Source organism: Methylophaga sp. UBA3603, from assembly GCF_002375335.1.
Taxonomy (GTDB): Bacteria; Pseudomonadota; Gammaproteobacteria; order Nitrosococcales; family Methylophagaceae; genus Methylophaga.
On record NZ_DFMC01000010.1, the window covers coordinates 434,824 to 452,496 of the forward strand.

15 protein-coding genes are annotated in these 17,673 nt (G+C 48.5%); all 15 read right to left on the reverse strand.

Translation table 11 applies throughout. The annotated features are described in order from the left end of the window. Positions 1-88 precede the first annotated feature (88 nt). The 15 genes from lysS to B4F66_RS12995 all read right to left on the reverse strand — a co-directional run bounded on the left by lysS (position 89) and on the right by B4F66_RS12995 (position 17,673). On the reverse strand, positions 89-1,582 hold the full coding sequence (gene lysS / locus B4F66_RS12925; RefSeq protein ID WP_292353490.1) for a lysine--tRNA ligase: 1,494 nt from the start codon (positions 1,580-1,582) through the stop codon (positions 89-91). 11 nt (positions 1,583-1,593) lie between these two features. Next, positions 1,594-2,671, reverse strand: a protein-coding gene (prfB, locus tag B4F66_RS12930; RefSeq protein WP_292353489.1) for a peptide chain release factor 2 whose coding sequence is annotated in 2 segments (ribosomal slippage) — positions 1,594-2,616 and positions 2,618-2,671 — 1,077 coding nt in all. Because the reading frame shifts where the segments join, the coding sequence is not laid out codon by codon here. An 88-nt stretch (positions 2,672-2,759) separates the two neighbouring features. After that, the gene (locus tag B4F66_RS12935; protein ID WP_292353488.1) at positions 2,760-3,593 is read right to left on the reverse strand and encodes a peptidoglycan DD-metalloendopeptidase family protein; all 834 of its coding nucleotides are present in this window, start codon (positions 3,591-3,593) and stop codon (positions 2,760-2,762) included. 1 nt (position 3,594) lies between these two features. Beyond that, the gene (locus tag B4F66_RS12940; protein WP_292353487.1) at positions 3,595-4,170 is read right to left on the reverse strand and encodes a YqaA family protein; all 576 of its coding nucleotides are present in this window, start codon (positions 4,168-4,170) and stop codon (positions 3,595-3,597) included. Then, complete coding sequence (locus B4F66_RS12945; RefSeq protein ID WP_292354093.1) at positions 4,167-4,829, reverse strand: protein-L-isoaspartate(D-aspartate) O-methyltransferase; 663 nt, start codon at positions 4,827-4,829, stop codon at positions 4,167-4,169. Before B4F66_RS12945 ends, B4F66_RS12940 begins: the two co-directional genes overlap by 4 nt. Continuing rightward, positions 4,826-5,578, reverse strand: a complete 753-nt coding sequence (surE, locus tag B4F66_RS12950) for a 5'/3'-nucleotidase SurE (protein ID WP_292353486.1) — start codon at positions 5,576-5,578, stop codon at positions 4,826-4,828. Before surE ends, B4F66_RS12945 begins: the two co-directional genes overlap by 4 nt. A 114-nt stretch (positions 5,579-5,692) precedes the next feature. After that, complete coding sequence (gene fdhF, locus B4F66_RS12955; protein ID WP_292353485.1) at positions 5,693-8,494, reverse strand: formate dehydrogenase subunit alpha; 2,802 nt, start codon at positions 8,492-8,494, stop codon at positions 5,693-5,695. Then, positions 8,494-10,191, reverse strand: coding sequence for an NAD(P)H-dependent oxidoreductase subunit E (locus B4F66_RS12960; protein ID WP_292353484.1), 1,698 nt, complete (start codon positions 10,189-10,191; stop codon positions 8,494-8,496). The genes fdhF and B4F66_RS12960 overlap by 1 nt, the downstream gene beginning before the upstream one ends. Positions 10,192-10,525: 334 nt before the next feature. Continuing rightward, positions 10,526-11,533, reverse strand: a complete 1,008-nt coding sequence (locus B4F66_RS12965) for a formate dehydrogenase subunit gamma (protein WP_292353483.1) — start codon at positions 11,531-11,533, stop codon at positions 10,526-10,528. A gap of 10 nt (positions 11,534-11,543) precedes the next feature. Continuing rightward, positions 11,544-11,723: a hypothetical protein gene (locus tag B4F66_RS12970; protein WP_292353482.1), complete on the reverse strand. Its 180-nt coding sequence runs from the start codon at positions 11,721-11,723 to the stop codon at positions 11,544-11,546. A gap of 2 nt (positions 11,724-11,725) precedes the next feature. After that, on the reverse strand, positions 11,726-12,310 hold the full coding sequence (fdh3B, locus tag B4F66_RS12975) for a formate dehydrogenase FDH3 subunit beta (RefSeq protein ID WP_292353481.1): 585 nt from the start codon (positions 12,308-12,310) through the stop codon (positions 11,726-11,728). 16 nt (positions 12,311-12,326) lie between these two features. Continuing rightward, positions 12,327-15,203 carry a formate dehydrogenase subunit alpha gene (locus tag B4F66_RS12980; RefSeq protein WP_292353480.1) on the reverse strand — a complete coding sequence of 959 codons (2,877 nt, stop codon included), beginning with the start codon at positions 15,201-15,203 and terminating at the stop codon, positions 12,327-12,329. A gap of 12 nt (positions 15,204-15,215) precedes the next feature. Beyond that, complete coding sequence (locus tag B4F66_RS12985; protein WP_292353479.1) at positions 15,216-15,425, reverse strand: Tat pathway signal protein; 210 nt, start codon at positions 15,423-15,425, stop codon at positions 15,216-15,218. A 131-nt stretch (positions 15,426-15,556) separates the two neighbouring features. Beyond that, positions 15,557-16,132, reverse strand: a complete 576-nt coding sequence (locus tag B4F66_RS12990) for a TorD/DmsD family molecular chaperone (RefSeq protein WP_292353478.1) — start codon at positions 16,130-16,132, stop codon at positions 15,557-15,559. 5 nt (positions 16,133-16,137) lie between these two features. Beyond that, positions 16,138-17,673 carry a 4Fe-4S binding protein gene (locus tag B4F66_RS12995; RefSeq protein ID WP_292354092.1) on the reverse strand — a complete coding sequence of 512 codons (1,536 nt, stop codon included), beginning with the start codon at positions 17,671-17,673 and terminating at the stop codon, positions 16,138-16,140.

Here is a 17,673-nt window from a genome sequence, read left to right on the forward strand (position 1 = left end):
TCGCTTCGCACACACTTAGGGCCACCCTATCGGCTGTTCAACGCGCTCCGCACTTTTGTCCCGCATTCGCGAGAATGGCAGTGTTTAATTACTCAGGCCGCATATGCGGAAACAGCAACACGTCTCTAATTGACGGTGAGTCAGTCAACAACATCACTAAGCGATCAATACCAATCCCCTCACCCGCTGTTGGCGGCATACCGTATTCCAGAGCACGGATATAGTCAGCGTCGTAGTGCATGGCTTCGATATCACCGGCATCTTTTTCAGCCACCTGGGCTTTGAAGCGTTCGGCCTGGTCTTCGGCATCGTTTAATTCCGAGAAGCCATTGGCGATTTCACGGCCACCGACGAAGAATTCAAAGCGGTCTGTGACAAACGAGTCGTTATCACTGCGTCTTGCCAACGGGGAAACTTCAGTTGGGTAGGCAGTGATAAAGGTTGGTTGCATCAGTTGATGTTCGACGGTTTTCTCGAAGATTTCGATTTGGACTTTGCCAAGGCCGTAGCTGTCTTTTAATGGAATGCCCAAGCCTTGAGCAACTTCTCTGGCCGCTTCGATGCTGTCGAGTTGTTCGGCTTTCAGATCGGGGTTGAAGTGCAGGATAGAATCTTTAACGGTCATGCGATCAAATGGTTTGGCAAAATCAATATCCAGACCTTGGTAATGTACTTTGCTGCTGCCGAGTACATTCTGGGTCACAGTACGCAGCATGTCTTCGGTGAGATCCATCAGATCATTAAAATCAGCATAGGCCTGATAAAACTCGACCATGGTGAATTCAGGATTATGACGGGTGGACAGACCTTCGTTACGGAAATTACGGTTGATTTCAAACACCCGTTCAAAGCCACCGACAATCAGTCGTTTCAAATACAGTTCTGGTGCGATACGCAGAAACAGATCCATATCTAACGCATTGTGATAAGTGGTGAACGGTCTGGCTGTGGCACCACCGGGAATGGCTTGCATCATTGGCGTTTCGACTTCGAGGTAGTCTTTGTCCATTAGGTAACGACGCACACCATCAATGACTTTAGTCCGAATACGGAAGGTTTCACGGCTGGCTTCGTTCATGATCAGATCGACATAACGCTGGCGATAGCGTGTTTCCATATCGGACAGACCGTGGAATTTTTCTGGTAATGGACGCAGTGATTTGGTCAGTAATTTGATGGTTTCGACATGTATCGACAATTCACCCTTTTGGGTACGAAACAAGGTACCTTCGGCAGCGATGATATCGCCGTTATCCCAGGTTTTGAATTGTGGGTAGACGCCTTCGGGTAATTCATCACGCGCGACATACAGCTGGATATCACCGGACATATCACGCACAGTAGCAAAGCTGGCTTTACCCATCACCCGTTTGGTCATCATCCGACCGGCAATGGCAACGCGGCGTGGTGTGGCTTTGAGTTGATCGCCATCCCATTCGGCATATTCGGTTTGCAACTCGCCGTTCATTACATTGCGACGGAAATCATTGGGGAAGGCATTGCCTTGTTCGCGAATGGTCGCCAGTTTTTCACGACGTTGGGCAATCAGTCGGTTTTCGTCAAATTCTGTTTCTTGGGTCATGTTGGATTCGCTTATAAACCTGATTTGAGTGAGGCTTCAATGAATTGATCCAGATCGCCATCCAGAACCGCCTGCGTGTTTCCGGTTTCGACACCGGTACGTAAATCTTTGATGCGTGATTGATCGAGTACATAGGAGCGGATTTGACTGCCCCAGCCGATATCCGATTTGGATTCTTCGGCGGCTTGTTTGACTTCGTTTTGCTTTTGTAATTCCAGCTCATACAGTTTGGCGCGTAACTGGCTCATCGCCTGGTCACGGTTTTTATGCTGTGAGCGTTCCATCTGACATTGCACCACGGTGTTGGTCGGTACGTGGGTAATACGTACCGCTGAGTCGGTGGTGTTCACGTGCTGACCACCGGCACCGCTTGAGCGGTAGGTATCAATACGTAAATCAGACGGATTAATATCGATTTCGATGGTGTCATCCACTTCCGGATACACAAATACCGAAGCAAATGAGGTATGACGACGAGCACCGGAATCAAATGGCGATTTACGTACCAGACGATGTACACCGGTTTCGGTACGCAACATGCCAAAGGCGTATTCGCCTTCAAAACGCACGGTGGCGCTCTTGATACCAGCAACCTCACCTTCGGAGACTTCCATCAGCGTGACTTTGTAGCCCTGGGCTTCACCCCAACGCAGATACATGCGCAGAATAATATTGGCCCAATCCTGTGCTTCAGTACCGCCAGAGCCGGACTGGATATCCAGATAGGCGCTGTTGGCGTCGAGCTTGCCGGAGAACATGCGCTGGAATTCGAGTTTTTCCAGACCTTTTTCCAGCTCGTCTAAATCATTGTTGACGGCATTAAAGGTGTCTTCGTCGTTTTCTTCAACAGCAAGTTCGAGCAGGTCTTTGGCATCGTCTAAAACTTCACTGTGCGATGACAGGGTTTTGACAATACGCTCCAGGCTTGAGCGTTCCTGGCCTAATTTTTGGGCGTTTTCCGGATCATTCCAGACATTGGGATCTTCCAGCTCACGGGTGACTTCGACTAAGCGTTCTGCTTTAGTATCGAAGTCAAAGATACCCCCTGAGATCGTCACTGCGATCACGGAGAGTTTTAATTCGTTGCATCGTCGCGCCGAGTTCCACGCTAGTACCTCATTGAAATTAGTTGATAAAGCTGCCGCAGCAAACCCGTTATTGTAACGGATAATGCCGCTTATTGTTTAGGCAGAAAGCGGATTGGATCGACGGGTTTACCGTTTCGACGAATTTCGAAATGCAATTGTTCGACCTGGGTGCCGGACCGACCCAGTGTGGCAATACGCTGACCACTTTTCACTGTATCGCCCTCTTTCACCAGCAACGTATCATTGTGGGCATATGCACTTAGATAGACATCATTATGTTTGATGATCAGCAGATTGCCGTAGCGCGGCAAGCCATCACCGCTGTAGACCACCTTGCCATCCGCTGCTGCCAAAATCGGCTGTCCGGGTTTGCCGATAATGTTAATTCCTTTGCGACCCGCGGCAGATTCTGAAAATGTCGACACTACCCGGCCCTCAGTCGGCCAACGCCAGATAAGGCTTTCACTGCCTGAGGTCAACGCTGGTGATGACGTTGGTTTAGGCGTGGATGGTTTCACCTGCGGTGTTTGAGTGGCGGTTGAAGGCCGTGACGGTTGAGTCGTGGTTGAAGGACGCGTGACCGAAGGTGATGAAGGTCTACTAGGGCTTGGTGTTACAGTTCCCGGACGGGTGGTGGATGCGGTAGTAACACGCTGACCATCGAATTTGATTTTTTGTCCGACATAAATGGTATAAGGCGGCCGAATGCCGTTGATACGTGCAACATCACGATAATCCATGCCATAGCGGAAGCTGATGGAATACAGCGTATCGCCTTTTCTGACGGTATAGCTGTTAGGTGCTGGCGCCGGGGCAGGACGTTGCTGATATCTACCCGAATCTTCCCTGCCGATCGGCGCTAACGCATTGTTACCGCTGCAAGCAGTCAACGTAACCATCAGCACAATGAACAGCCGTTTCATATCAGACAAATATCAAATAAGCCAAAACCAACAGACCGACCGTGATCCAGCCGAGTCGATCCACCCACAGATGTAATTTTTCTTCAAACGGCTGACCACCCCATTTCATTAAACCGGCGACCAGGAAAAACCGCATACCACGACCAATCAAAGAACCCAGAATAAAGGGTAATAACAACATCCCCACCGCACCGGAAGCAATGGTAAATATCTTGTAAGGTATCGGTGTAAAGCCCGCTAAAAAGATGGCCCAGAAACCATAATCGGCAAACCATTGCTGGGCAGTTTCATAGGCTTCAGTATAGCCAAACTGAACAATCAAGGGCTCAACCATCTGTAAAGCAAACACCCCAATAATGTAGCCCAATAAACCGCCTAAAACGGAAGCTATCGTGGTTAATCCGGCATAAAACCAGGCTTTATCAGGTCTTGCCAGCGACATTGGCGCCAGCATCACATCGGGTGGTATCAGGAAAAAGGATGATTCGGTAAAGCTGACTAATGCCAGCCAATAGGTGGCGTGTTTATGCCTGGCCCATTGCATGACTTTTGCGTAAAGCCCTGAAAATAATTTCATCCAATCTGTCCAGTTAAAAGCGGGACAAAACTGACGGCGTCCCATTCCGTCTCTTCAAATTTACCACCGACCCGATCTATCACCTTCAGGATCTGTCCCTTGCTGCCACCGACTGGAATTATCAATCGTCCACCGGGTGCAAGTTGTTCCAACAACGTGGGAGGTATGTGTTCTGCACCACAGGTGACAATAATGCCGTCATAGGGGCCATTTTCCGGCCAACCCCAATTGCCATCACTGTGTTTGAGGCGAATATTATTAAGCTTTAACAGATAAAAACGTTCTCTGGCCTGCTTGAGTAATGGTGCAATACGCTCAACGCTGAAGACTCTTGGCACTAATGCAGAAAGCACTGCCGTCTGATAGCCAGAGCCAGTGCCGATTTCCAATACTTTGTTTCTCGGGCCACCCTGCAACAGAATTTCGGTCATTCGCGCCACAATGTAGGGTTGCGAAATGGTCTGGCCCAGGCCGATTGGCAATGCCGTGTCTTCATACGCTCTGCTGGCTAAAGCCTCGTCGACAAATAAATGCCGGGGGCACTGCCGCATCACCGTTAACAGTTGAATATTCTGGATACCACGCTCCTGCAGACGCTGGATCAGTCGATCCCGAGTCCTTTGCGATGTCATCCCTATTCCACGTGGATCGGCGATCATGGCAAAGTGCTTTCCAACCATCTTGAGACGCCATCAATTGCATCATATCGGGTTAAATCAATTTGTAACGGTGTAACCGATACCGCACCACGGCGAATCGCATCAAAATCGGTTCCGGGCCCCGCATCCTGCTCTGCTCCGGCGGGACCAATCCAATACATGGGTCTGCCACGCGGATCTATTTCTTTGATCACGGGTTCGGCTTTATGCCGATGACCAAGACGGGTGCTTTCAAAACCAATAATTTCTTCAATTGGCAGATCGGGCACATTCACATTCAGAATAGTATCAGCGGGTAATGCTACAGATTTAAGTCTTTCGACTAACTGTTGGGCTACCCAGCCTGCTGTTTCGTAATGTTTGCCTTCGAAGCTCGCCAGCGAAATAGCAATCGCGGGCAATCCCAGAAAGCGTCCTTCCATCGCGGCAGCCACGGTGCCTGAATACAGCACATCATCACCCAGATTGGCTCCCGCATTAATGCCTGAAACCACCATGTCGGGTTCATCTTCCAGTAAACCGGTAATGGCCAGATGTACACAGTCTGTCGGCGTACCTTCTACGCGATAAACACCGTCTTCCATCCGGTCCAGTCGTAAGGGATTTTCCAATGTCAGCGAGTTACTGGCACCACTGCGGTTACGATCTGGCGCAACCACTGTGATTTCCCCCAGACCGGCAAGCGAGCGTGCCAGCGTACGGATACCCTTTGCCATGTAGCCGTCGTCGTTACTTATGAGGATTTTCATTTATTTTTTTGACCTGTTGCGTCAAGAGATTATTCGCCGCTATCTTAGCAAGAATGCGCGCTTATGACATAAAAAAGGGCATGAAAACATGCCCTTTTGTGATACCACCCTCAATCACTGCCTGAGTTTATTTACTGCTTGACCACCACCATAACTGTGGAATTGCAGTGGTTGTCCACCTGGCGTGACTTTAACCGCGCAATATTTGAACTCCGGAATTTTTGCCGCCGGATCCAAAGCTGCGTTGGATAGTTTGTTTACCGCCGCTTCGTAATAACAGAAGGCCATAAATATCGCCCCAGTTGGCACCGCTTCATCGACCCGTGCGACTACAGAAACTTCACCGCGACGTGTAGACAAGGTCACCATTTCACCCGGTCTGACATTCATCTCTTCCAGAGTCAGCGGATGGATGGTGGCGACGGCTTCAGGTTCCAGTGCATCCAGCACATTGGAACGACGGGTCATTGAACCGGTATGCCAATGTTCCAGCATACGGCCAGTGATTAAGATGTACGGATATTCTTCGTCAGGACGTTCATCCGGTTCGACAATATCCGCTGGTACAAACAGACCGCGCCCATCCGTTGTCGGGAAACGATCGGTGAAAATAATCGGTTCACCCGGATCACCTTCCTGTTCACAGGGATAAACCACGCCATGTTCACGTTCCAGACGTTCCCAGGTGATTCCCCCCATGGATGGAACCGCTTTACGTATTTCGTCAAAGACTTCTCTCGGGCCATCATAATGCCAATCCAGCCCCATTCTCTGGGCAATCTGCTGAATGATCCATAAATCCTGACGGGCATCTCCCGGCATTGGAATCGCTTTACGTCCCATTTGTACCAATCGATCCGTATTGGTAAAGGTACCGGTTTTTTCCGGGAAGCCTGATGCAGGCAAAATAACATCTGCCAGATAGGCGGTTTCGGTCAGGAAGATATCCTGTACCACCAGAATATCGAGCTCAGACAAAGCCTCACGGGCATGATTGGCATCCGGATCCGACATCGCAGGGTTTTCCCCCATGATATACAGGCCGTTCAAATTACCGGCATGAATGGCATCCATGATTTCTACAACGGTGAGCCCCGGTTTTGAATCAATCTCCGAACCCCATAACTGTTCAAGATTATGCCGGGCATCATCATCCGTTACTTTGTAATAATCCGGCAGACGCATCGGGATAAGCCCCATATCTGATGCCCCCTGAACATTATTCTGTCCACGCAGTGGATGCAGACCGGTACCCGGACGGCCAATCTGACCCGTCATTAATGCCAGTGAAATCAGGCAACGGGCATTATCAGTACCATGAACATGTTGCGAAACACCCATGCCCCACAGAATCATCGCCGCATCAGCTTTAGCATAGAGCCGCGCGACTTCTCTTAAGGTTTGTGCAGGAATGCCACAAATCGGTTCCATCAATTCCGGTGTGTATTTCTGCAGGTGTTTTTTCATATCTTCGAAGCCTTGCGTACGCTCGGCAACAAAGCTTTGATCGACCAGATTCTCTTCGACAATGACATGCATGATGGCATTGAGCATTGGCACGTCACTGCCTGGCTTAAAGGCCAGATGATGCGTAGCTTCACGAGAAAGTTCAGTAGTACGTGGATCCAGCAGAATCAATTTGGTGCCGGAACGCAACGCATTTTTCATCCACGTCGCACCGACCGGATGATTCACTGTCGGATTTGCACCGATCAATACAATTACATCTGCTTTATCGACGTCTGCAACCGGGTTGGATACGGCACCTGAGCCGAGACATTCAAGCAAGGCTACAACCGATGAGGCATGGCAAAGACGCGTACAGTGATCGACATTATTGGTTTTAAAGCCGGTACGAATTAGTTTCTGGAACAGATAAGCTTCTTCATTGCTGCCTTTGGCACTGCCAAAACCGGCTAATGCATTGGGGCCTTTTTGATCGCGGATCTTCAAAAACCCCTGAGCGGCCATATCCAATGCCTCTTCCCAGGTGGCTTCACGGAAGATTTTGTCGATATCGTTGGGTTCCATCGTAAATTCACCGGTTTTCGGTGCACCTTCACGGCGGATAAGCGGTTTGGTCAGGCGATGTGGATGATGAACATAATCAAACCCATAACGGCCTTTGACACACAAACGACCATGGTTCGCCGGGCCATCACGGCCTTCAACGTAGAGAATTTTATCGTCTTTAATATTGTAGGTAAGCTGACAACCCACGCCACAATAAGGACAAACCGATTCAACCTGACGGTCCGGTTCCACCATGCCCACTTCATTGGCAGGCATCAATGCACCGGTTGGGCAAGCCTGCACACATTCGCCACAGGCGACGCAGGTGCTTTCCCCCATCGGGTCGTCAAGATCAAAGACAATTTCGGTGTGGCTGCCGCGCATTGCCAGACCAATTACATCGTTATTCTGTTCATCACGACAGGCACGAACACAACGGGTACATTGGATACAGGCATCCATATTGACGGCAATACCGGGATGCGAAAGATCCGGAGCAACTTGTTTGCGAGGCTGAAATCTTGGCGTACTGATTTTAAGTTTACCTGCCCAGTAATCGAGTTCGGAATGCAGGGTATGCGGCTTTTCGGAAACATCAGATTTGAGCAGTTCCAGTACCATTTTTTGCGAATGCAAAGCACGTTCGCTATTGGTCTGCACTTTCATATCATTGCCGGGATAACGGCAGCATGAAGGTGCTAAAACACGCTCACCTTCAACTTCCACCATGCATGAGCGGCAGTTTCCATCCTGCCCTTCACGTTCGGAATAACATAAATGCGGGATTTCAATGCCTTCGCGCTCGGCAATTTTTAAAATCGTTTCATCGGCACGGGCACTGATTTTCTGGCCGTTAAGCGTAAATTCGACCATTTCAACGCTATCTTGTAATTGAGTGGCCATTATTTCAACTCCTCAGGGAAATACTTGACGACGCTACGCAGCGGATTTGGAGCAGCCTGCCCCAGACCACAAATCGATGCATCTACCATTACTTGAGACAACTCTTCGAGCAATGGTTCGTCCCATTTAGACTGTTTCATTAAGGTAACCGCTTTGGCGGTGCCGACACGACATGGCGTACATTGGCCACAGGACTCATCCTCAAAGAAACGCATAGCATTAACAGCCAAATCGCGTGCTCTGTCTTTATCGGAAAAGACAATCACTGCAGCCGAACCGATAAAACTGCCATATTCATGCAAGGTGTCGAAATCCAATGGCACATCACCTAACGACGCGGGCAAAATCCCGCCTGATGCACCGCCGGGGAAATAGCCATAAAACTTATGCCCTTCGAGCATGCCGCCACAATATTCATCAATCAGTTCACGCATGGTGATACCTGCAGGTGCCAGATGCACTCCCGGATTATTGACACGGCCACTAACGGAAAATGAACGCAGACCTTTACGGCCGTGACGTCCATGATCGGTAAAACACTCTGGGCCTTTTTCAAGAATATCGCGAACCCAATAGAGCGATTCCATATTATGTTCGAGAGTCGGCCGACCGAATAAACCCACTTGAGCAACAAATGGTGGTCGCAAGCGTGGCATGCCACGTTTACCTTCAATAGACTCAATCATCGCCGACTCTTCGCCACAAATATAGGCACCGGCACCACGACGCAAATGAATCGTCGGCAGATTGGTTACCGGAGGGTGGGAGCGCAATTTAGCAAGCTCCTGTTCCAGCATTACACGGATGGCAGCATATTCATCACGCAGATAAATATAAATTTCATTGATATCTACAGCCCAGGCAGCAATCAGCATACCTTCCAGAAAACAGTGGGGATCGCGATCCAGATAATATTTGTCTTTAAATGTACCCGGCTCGCCTTCATCGATATTGACGGCCATTAATCTTGGGGCAGGTTGATCACGAACAATGCGCCATTTACGACCGACCGGGAACCCCGCGCCGCCCAGACCACGTAGTCCTGAGTCATCCATCATGTCGAGCACTTTATCGACATTATGCTGGCCCGCCATACATTGTTGATAAATAGAATAACCACCGTTTGCTACGTATTGCTCAAACAAAATCGGTGCAAGGGTTTCCGGCTCGGTGATACCTTGCTCGACCAGATTGTCGACTTTTTGAACATCAGCGAATTCGACAGGATGCATACCTACAACTGCAACCGGTGCTTTATCACAGCGACCAATACAGGGAACCCGCTGAACACGGACTTTTTCGCCCATGGCGGTTTCAAGAGAACCAATCAGGTCTTCAGCTCCGGCCATTTCACAACTCATTGAGTCACAGACGCGAACGGTTAAATCGGCTGGAACAGCATCACCTTCTTTAATCACATCAAAATGATGGTAAAAAGTGGCAACCTCATAGACTTCAGCGCGAGACAGTTTCATTTCATACGCCAGCGCGACTAAATGTGCTGCTGAGATATGTTTGTAGAAATCCTGGATTTTATGTAGATGCTCTATCAGTAAATCTTTTTGTCTGGATGCATTACCGAGTAATTCACGCACTTCTGCCAGTGCTTTCGGCTCAATCTGTCTACCTTTACTGGTAATACGTGATCGCTTGGTCTTTTTTCCAATTGCTTGAGCATTGATGGTTTGCTCGGTCATGAACTGCCTCTCTCACTTCGTAGCCTGCTTTGGCTTTTTATAATAAAAATCCAGTCAAAACTATCATGGCTAACGGCCGATGTGAAGCCTGATGACGAGCAAAAATCAAAGCGAAATCAAGCTTTTGTTTAAAGATAAGATGGGGAGCTTTTGCGAGAGTTCAAAAATGCACTAAATAAATGCACATTGCCTGAGCCGGCACGTTTCTCGTGCATCACATAAAGGAAAAATGATCCAATATGGATCATGAAAATTTTTTTTCTAAGGCATCAAAAAAACAACAGCCAACCCGTTTTTGCGAGTTGGCTGATAACAGGTATCTGATTTGCGCAAATTACTGAGGCGTATTTTGCTGTTGTTCCTCGACTTCTTTTAGCCAAAGGTCGTGATGCTGTTCGGCCCAGGCAACATCAACATGACCGGTGGTCATGCCTTCCAGAGCACCTTCGGTTCCGAGGGTACCGATATAGATATGGCCCAGTGAAAATGCCATCAGTAACATCGCGGTCAGGATATGGATCAGATGCGCGCCAATGATGACTTCACGTTCCTGTCCAAAATTGGGGAAATCCAAAACCAGGCCTGAGAAACACAATGCCACACCGGCTGTGGCCAACGTCCAGAACCAGGCTTTTTCACCACCATTGAACTTGCCTGCAGAAGGATGTTTATCCCCTACCATGCCGCCAAAGGCTTTAAACCATTCAATATCAACTTTGGTAAACAGATTATTTTTGAACCATTTGATAAGGATAATAAATAACGCCACCATGAACACCGGGCCAAGCACGTTATGTATCCATTTGGCTGCAGTAGCGTAGGCTGAAAAGCCCGGATACCCCAGTAATGGAATTAAGGCAAAACGCCCATACAAAAGGCTGAGCCCAGTAATGGCCAGCAAGATAAATAAGGTGGCTGTTGTCCAATGCAGTCGACGTTCGTTCAACGTCCAGCGCTGTACCGTTTTACCGGTACGCGGATGGGTTAATTTGATCTTGCCTCGCCACAAATAAAATGCAGCAAGAATAACCAGAACACCACTGAGCAACCATGCACCATAGGTCGCAATCGGACCATTGCGCAGCTGACGCCAGTTTTGACCTGCTCCCTGGATCAGTTCATTGGTTTCCTGACCTTTAACAGCGCTATAACCTTCTTGATTTTCACGCACTTGTCGCCAGGTATCAGAACGAGGGTTGGTCTGCTCATCTGCTGCCGGTTGGTCCGTCATACTGACATACAGATAACCGGTTAACGGCAATATCAGGATTGCCAGCACAATGATCAACATCGCCCAGAGCGATGTTTTTTTACGATTATTCATAGCAGCAGTTGCAGACATGCCTTCTCCGTTAGCGATCCGTTTGTACGCTGTTGAAACGCTGCTTCAATATTTCTGCGCGTTCTTCTGCTGATAGAGCATGATTGTCCTCACTACCTTTATACACCCCAGCTTTATGCATGGTTACGTCAGTATCTTCATAACAAGCGGTCAGTAGTAAGGCGCCAAGCATTAAAACAAGCAGTCTCATGATTAATCCTTGTAGGCTGTTGCCCAACCCCAGTTATCCGGACGGCCACCACGACGAACAACGCGGCTGCGGAACAGATCAGCGACGATATCACCATCACCAGCAATCAATGCTTTGGTCGAACACATCTCAGCACACAATGGTAATTTACCTTCGGCTAAACGATTACGCCCATATTTTTCAACTTCTTCAGCCGAATTATCTTCTTCAGGACCACCAGCACAAAAAGTACATTTGTCCATTTTGCCACGTGCACCAAAGGCACCTTCCTGTGGATATTGCGGAGCGCCAAACGGGCAGGCATAAAAGCAGTAACCACAGCCGATGCAGATATCTTTGTCATGCAATACCACCCCATCATCGGTGGTGTAGAAACAATCAACCGGACAGACCGCCTGACAAGGTGCATCGGTACAATGCATGCAGGCGACTGAGATAGATTTTTCACCTGGAATACCATCATCAATGGTGACGACACGACGACGATTAATTCCCCAGGGTACTTCATGTTCATTTTTACAGGCAGTGACACAGGCATTGCATTCAATACAACGCTCGGCATCACACAAAAACTTCATTCGAGCCATTTAGCAATCCCCTTAATTAGGCAGCACGGACACGACAGAGAGAAACTTTGGTTTCCTGCATTGCCGTTACGGAGTCATAACCATACGTGAATACGGTGTTACACGATTCACCTCGAACATGTGGCACAGTGCCTTCAGGATAGTTATCAATCAAATCCTTGCCCTGATAATGACCACCAAAGTGGAACGGCATAAACACAACGCCCCGTTCAACACGTTCAGTCACCATGGCCATTACTTTAATGGAGCCACCTTCAGGTCCATCGACCCAAACCTGTTCACCATTTCTGATACCTGCATTGTTCGCATCAACCGGGTTGATTTCAATAAACATATCCTGCTGCAATTCAGCCAGCCATGGATTGGAGCGGGTTTCTTCACCACCACCTTCGTATTCAACCAAACGACCACTGGTCATAATCAATGGGAAGTCTTTGCTAAAATCCGTCGCTTGAATTGATCCATAGCGAGTCGGCAGACGATAGAAGCTGCGGCGATCTTCGTAAGTAGGATATTTCTCTACCAAATCACGACGTGTTGTATAAAGCGGTTCGCGGTGAATCGGTACTGGATCCGGGAACTGCCAGACGATGGCACGCGCTTTGGCATTTCCATAGGGTGCACAGCCATGTTTGATCGCTACACGCTGAATACCACCGGATAAATCAGTTTTCCAGTTTCTACCCTCAGCTTCAGCTTTTTCCTCAGCGGTCAGGTCATCCCACCAGCCCAGCTCTTTGAGCATCGCATCGGTAAATTCAGGGTAACCATCGGTAAGCTCAGCGCCCACAGTACTGGAACCTTCTTCGGATAACAGATTAACGCCATCGCGTTCCACACCAAAGCGGGCACGGAATGGACCACCACCCTCTGCTACCGGTGTCGAGTTGTCATACAGAATATGGCTGCCAGGATGTTTCATTTCCGGTGGTCCCCAGCATGGCCATGGAAGACCATAAATCTCACCATCACAGGGTCCGCCTTCAGCTTTCAAAGTGGTGGTATTGAAGGTATGCAGGTTTTCCGATTGCAGTTTGAGACGTTCTGGTGATTGACCGGTGTACCCAACTGCCCACATGCCTCTGTTGTATTCACGGGTGATATCTTCAATTAATGGCTCTTCACCATTCACGGTAATCTGATTACAAAGCTCTTTTTCAAAACCGAATTTTTTGGCGAATTTATACATGATCGTATGATCAGGCAAAGACTCAAACAGCGGTTTGATAATCTGGAAACGCCATTGCACTGAGCGGTTTGATGACGTCAATGAACCATAAGTTTCAAACTGTGTTGCAGCCGGTAACAGGTATACACCGTCGGTACGATCGTTCATTACCGCTGAAACAGTAGGATACGGATCAACCACTACCAGCAGATCCAGTTTTTCCATGGCTTTTTTCATTTCAGGGCCACGCGTCTGACTGTTGGGTGCGTGTCCCCATAACACCATGGCTTTAATGGCATCATTCTGATCGATGTTATCTTTGTTTTCTAACACCCCATCGATCCAGCGAGAGACTGTTATACCGTTGGTATACATTGGTGACACTGCCGTGCCATCGATTTCTTCGTATTTACTCTGATCAAATTTTTGTTTCAGCCAGTCCAGCTCAACATCCCAGACACGAGCCCAATGCTGCCAGGCACCTTCAGCCAGTCCGTAATAACCCGGAAGACTATTAGAAACCACACCAAAATCAGTGGCACCCTGAACGTTATCATGACCACGGAAAATATTGGTCCCGCCACCGGAAACACCCATATTACCGAGCGCCAGTTGCAGGATACATAAAGCACGGGTATTGCTGTTACCAACGGTATGCTGAGTTATGCCCATGCACCAGATGACAGTGCCGGGACGATGTTCGGCCATGGTTTTAGCCGCCTGATAAACATCGGCTTCTTTGGCTCCGGAAACCTTTTCAACTTCAGCAGGTGGCCAGTTAGCCACTTCCTTACGGATTTCGTCCATTCCGTAAACACGCTGTTCGATAAACGTTTTATCTTCCCAGCCATTTTCAAAAATATGCCAGAGCATGCCCCAGACAAACGGGATATCCGAACCACTACGAATACGAATAAATTGATCGGCGTGGGCAGCAGTACGACTGAAACGCGGATCAACCACGATAACCGGTGCACCACGCTCTTTACCGCGGAAAATATGCTGTAATGAAACAGGGTGTGCCTCGGCCGGGTTAGCACCGATAATAAAAATTGCTTTGGAATTATGAATATCGTTATAGGAATTAGTCATTGCCCCGTAGCCCCAGGTGTTTGCAACACCGGCAACTGTGGTGGAATGACAAATCCGCGCCTGATGATCAACGTTATTGGTGCCCCAGAACGCGGCAAATTTGCGGAACAGATAAGCCTGTTCATTGCTGAATTTTGCTGACCCCAGCCAGTAAACTGAGTCCGGACCAGATGTTTCGCGAATGTTCAGCATCTGGGTGCCGATTTCATCAATGGCTTGTTCCCATGACACACGCTGCCATTTGCCATCGACTTTTTTCATTGGATATTTGAGTCGTTTGTCACCATGACCATGTTCACGAACCGAAGCACCTTTGGCACAATGCGAGCCAAGGTTAAAAGGATGATCAAAGCTGGGTTCCTGACCAATCCACACGCCATTTTGTACTTCAGCGGTGACACCGCAGCCTACACTGCAATGACTGCAAACACTGCGAACCCGGGTGATTTCACCTTCATCGTATGCGGGTTGCCGCCCTTCAGCTGCCTCGGCTTTCTGAATCATTGCATTAGGCAGCAAACTCATAAAGGCTGCGCCACCTGCCGCGATACCTGAACCTTTCAGAAAGGTTCTACGATTTACGCCAGAGATACCACTGATAATGGCTGCCGGATCACGTTTAGTCAGTTTCATAACGTCAGTCTTTTAAAAGTCAGCACGCTGGTAGTAAGTTTCAACATGCTCAGTATGTTGATAACCTTTTGCAGCAGGAGCGGGTTCGGCGGGAGTTTGTACAATTTTTTGCGGAGCAGCTTGCAACGTATTTGCTGTTAAAGCCAACGTTGCCGTGCCACCAATTGTGGCGGTCAATTTGTGCAGAAATTCTCTGCGGCTATTTGATGGCTTTGCAGTCATGGATTTCTCCGAATGAAATTCAGTGCAGTGACACGCAAGGGGTTGTCAACGTTGACAACAAATTGAGCCCTAATTATCGCGCAGACGAGGTTACTGTTCAAGGAGATTCGCCTGCAAATTCAAACTATCTGTCATTGTTCGAGTCGTTGAAGTTCCGCTTCTATGAAATGTTTGCCCAATAATGCGACGGCTGAATAAAAAACGGCACTTTTTGCCTTGGCCAAATCCGTAAAGAACTTGGCTGCCCAGGGGCGTAAATGCGCATTAAAAAAGGCTTTATCGTCAATGACCGGGATGCCATTGGCTGACAGGATAAGTCGCATCACATCACACTCACCGGCGATATGATCTTCGGGTTCAGCTTTATCCTCTTGCCGCTCCAGCCCCAGTTTTCCGAGATCAACACGTAATCTTGCCAGGGGTTTTTCATTTAAAAAACCGCTTTGGTAATATGACCCGTATGGAATCACCTCTCCCTGAGCCAGTCCGATAAACAATAATTGATATTCATCGGCGATTTGTTCAGCACTGTTGTGTGCTGCCGCATCGATCAAAGCCTGCCAGCCCTGACCAAGAGGACTTTCCGGTTCAGTGACTTGCAAACGGCTGATATTATCAAGCAAGTCCTGCTCTGGTGGCGTTGCCAGCAAATTGGCTAAAAGCGCATAGGTTTGGGCACGCCACTGAGTTTCTTCAATTTCTTCCACGTTTGTTAACCTTTTTTGAACATGGCTTTGACACGACAGTCCTCACACATCTTCAGCTGTTCCAGCGCCGCGCCCTGAAACATATGATGATCTTTTAATTTTGCGGTAATCGTGTCGATCATTTTCTGAGTGGCAAACGGTTTTGCACAACTGATGCAATGAAAAATCGCCTCTTCATGCAAAATACGCTTTTGCCGTGCCTGATCCCGTTGATACAAATAACGTGGTGCCAGACTGATGGCATTTTCAGGGCAGGCCGTTTCACAAATACCGCATTGCACACATAAATCTTCAATAAAATTGAGTTGCGGTTTATCGACGCCATCAACCAACGCCCCAACCGGGCAGACCGATACGCAAGACATACATAATGTACAGGCTTGTTTATCGACCAGAATCTCCCCAAAGGGAGCCGGTTTTTCCAGTGTGATTTCTGCCTGAGGTGAGGGGGCTTTTTCATACAGATGCGACAAAGCCATGGTACTGACCCGCCGCTTGTTATCCATACCGGCAAAGCGGCTTGGAGTGGCAGCCTCTGTTTTGGGTAACTGCTGGATGTGGGATTTTAAGGCCGTAAAATCATTGCCTTGATGCCAGTGAATGGCGGTTGAATAGCCCATGCCGTTCAATAATTCGTTGGTTAAGGTTATTTGCTGCTGCAATTCCTGCCAATCATGATCACTATGGGTCAGCGCATCCCAAACCGTGACACCAGCAGCGCCATAGGCCATCGCCGCCAGCCAGAATGGCATACTCAATGCGCCAATTTCTTCAATCGAGAAGGTAATAACGTTGTCAGTGAGTTCATGACCGCGCATTTCCAACAAGGTTTGAGCATTGGATTCATCATGAATCAGAATATGCGGTGGCTGGGTTTCCAGTTCGTCATATTGCTGCATCATTGAACGTAACCGTTCAAGGCTAACGTCCAGCGATGGCAACGCATAATTCATTGCACCGGATGGGCAAACGGCCACACAGCTGCCACAGCCCTGGCATAAATTGGGATCTACCCGAACTTCGTCACCTGCATGGCTTATTGCTTCAGCGGGACAGGCTTCAAGACATTGATTACAGCCTTGAATACCACGGCGCGAATGGGCACAGATATTCGGTTTGTATTGGAAATACCGCGGTTTATCAAAAATACCAATCAGATCGGGCAATTGCTGTATGGCTTCGGCCAGAGCTTGTTGATTTTCACCGGGGGCGAAATAACCTAAAGGCGAAACTTTTTGTTTGAGAATTGGCGAATCAGTTAAATCCAATACCAAATCAAAGCGTAATGTTTGCCCTGCAATTACGGCATCAAATTCACCCAGCCAGCCGGTTAAGCTATCCAGTTCACCTGCTAGCAAGGTCACATCATCGCTTGTAACAGTTGATGAGTCGGTCACACATGCACTGATAGTTAATGGCTGACAATGTGCTGCCACGGCAGAAACAGCCTCGGCACTGCCAATAATCAGTAAACGACCACGGGATTCAAACTCAATCAATTGCACCGGATGAATTTCAATTCGGCCTGCTTCCAAAACCAC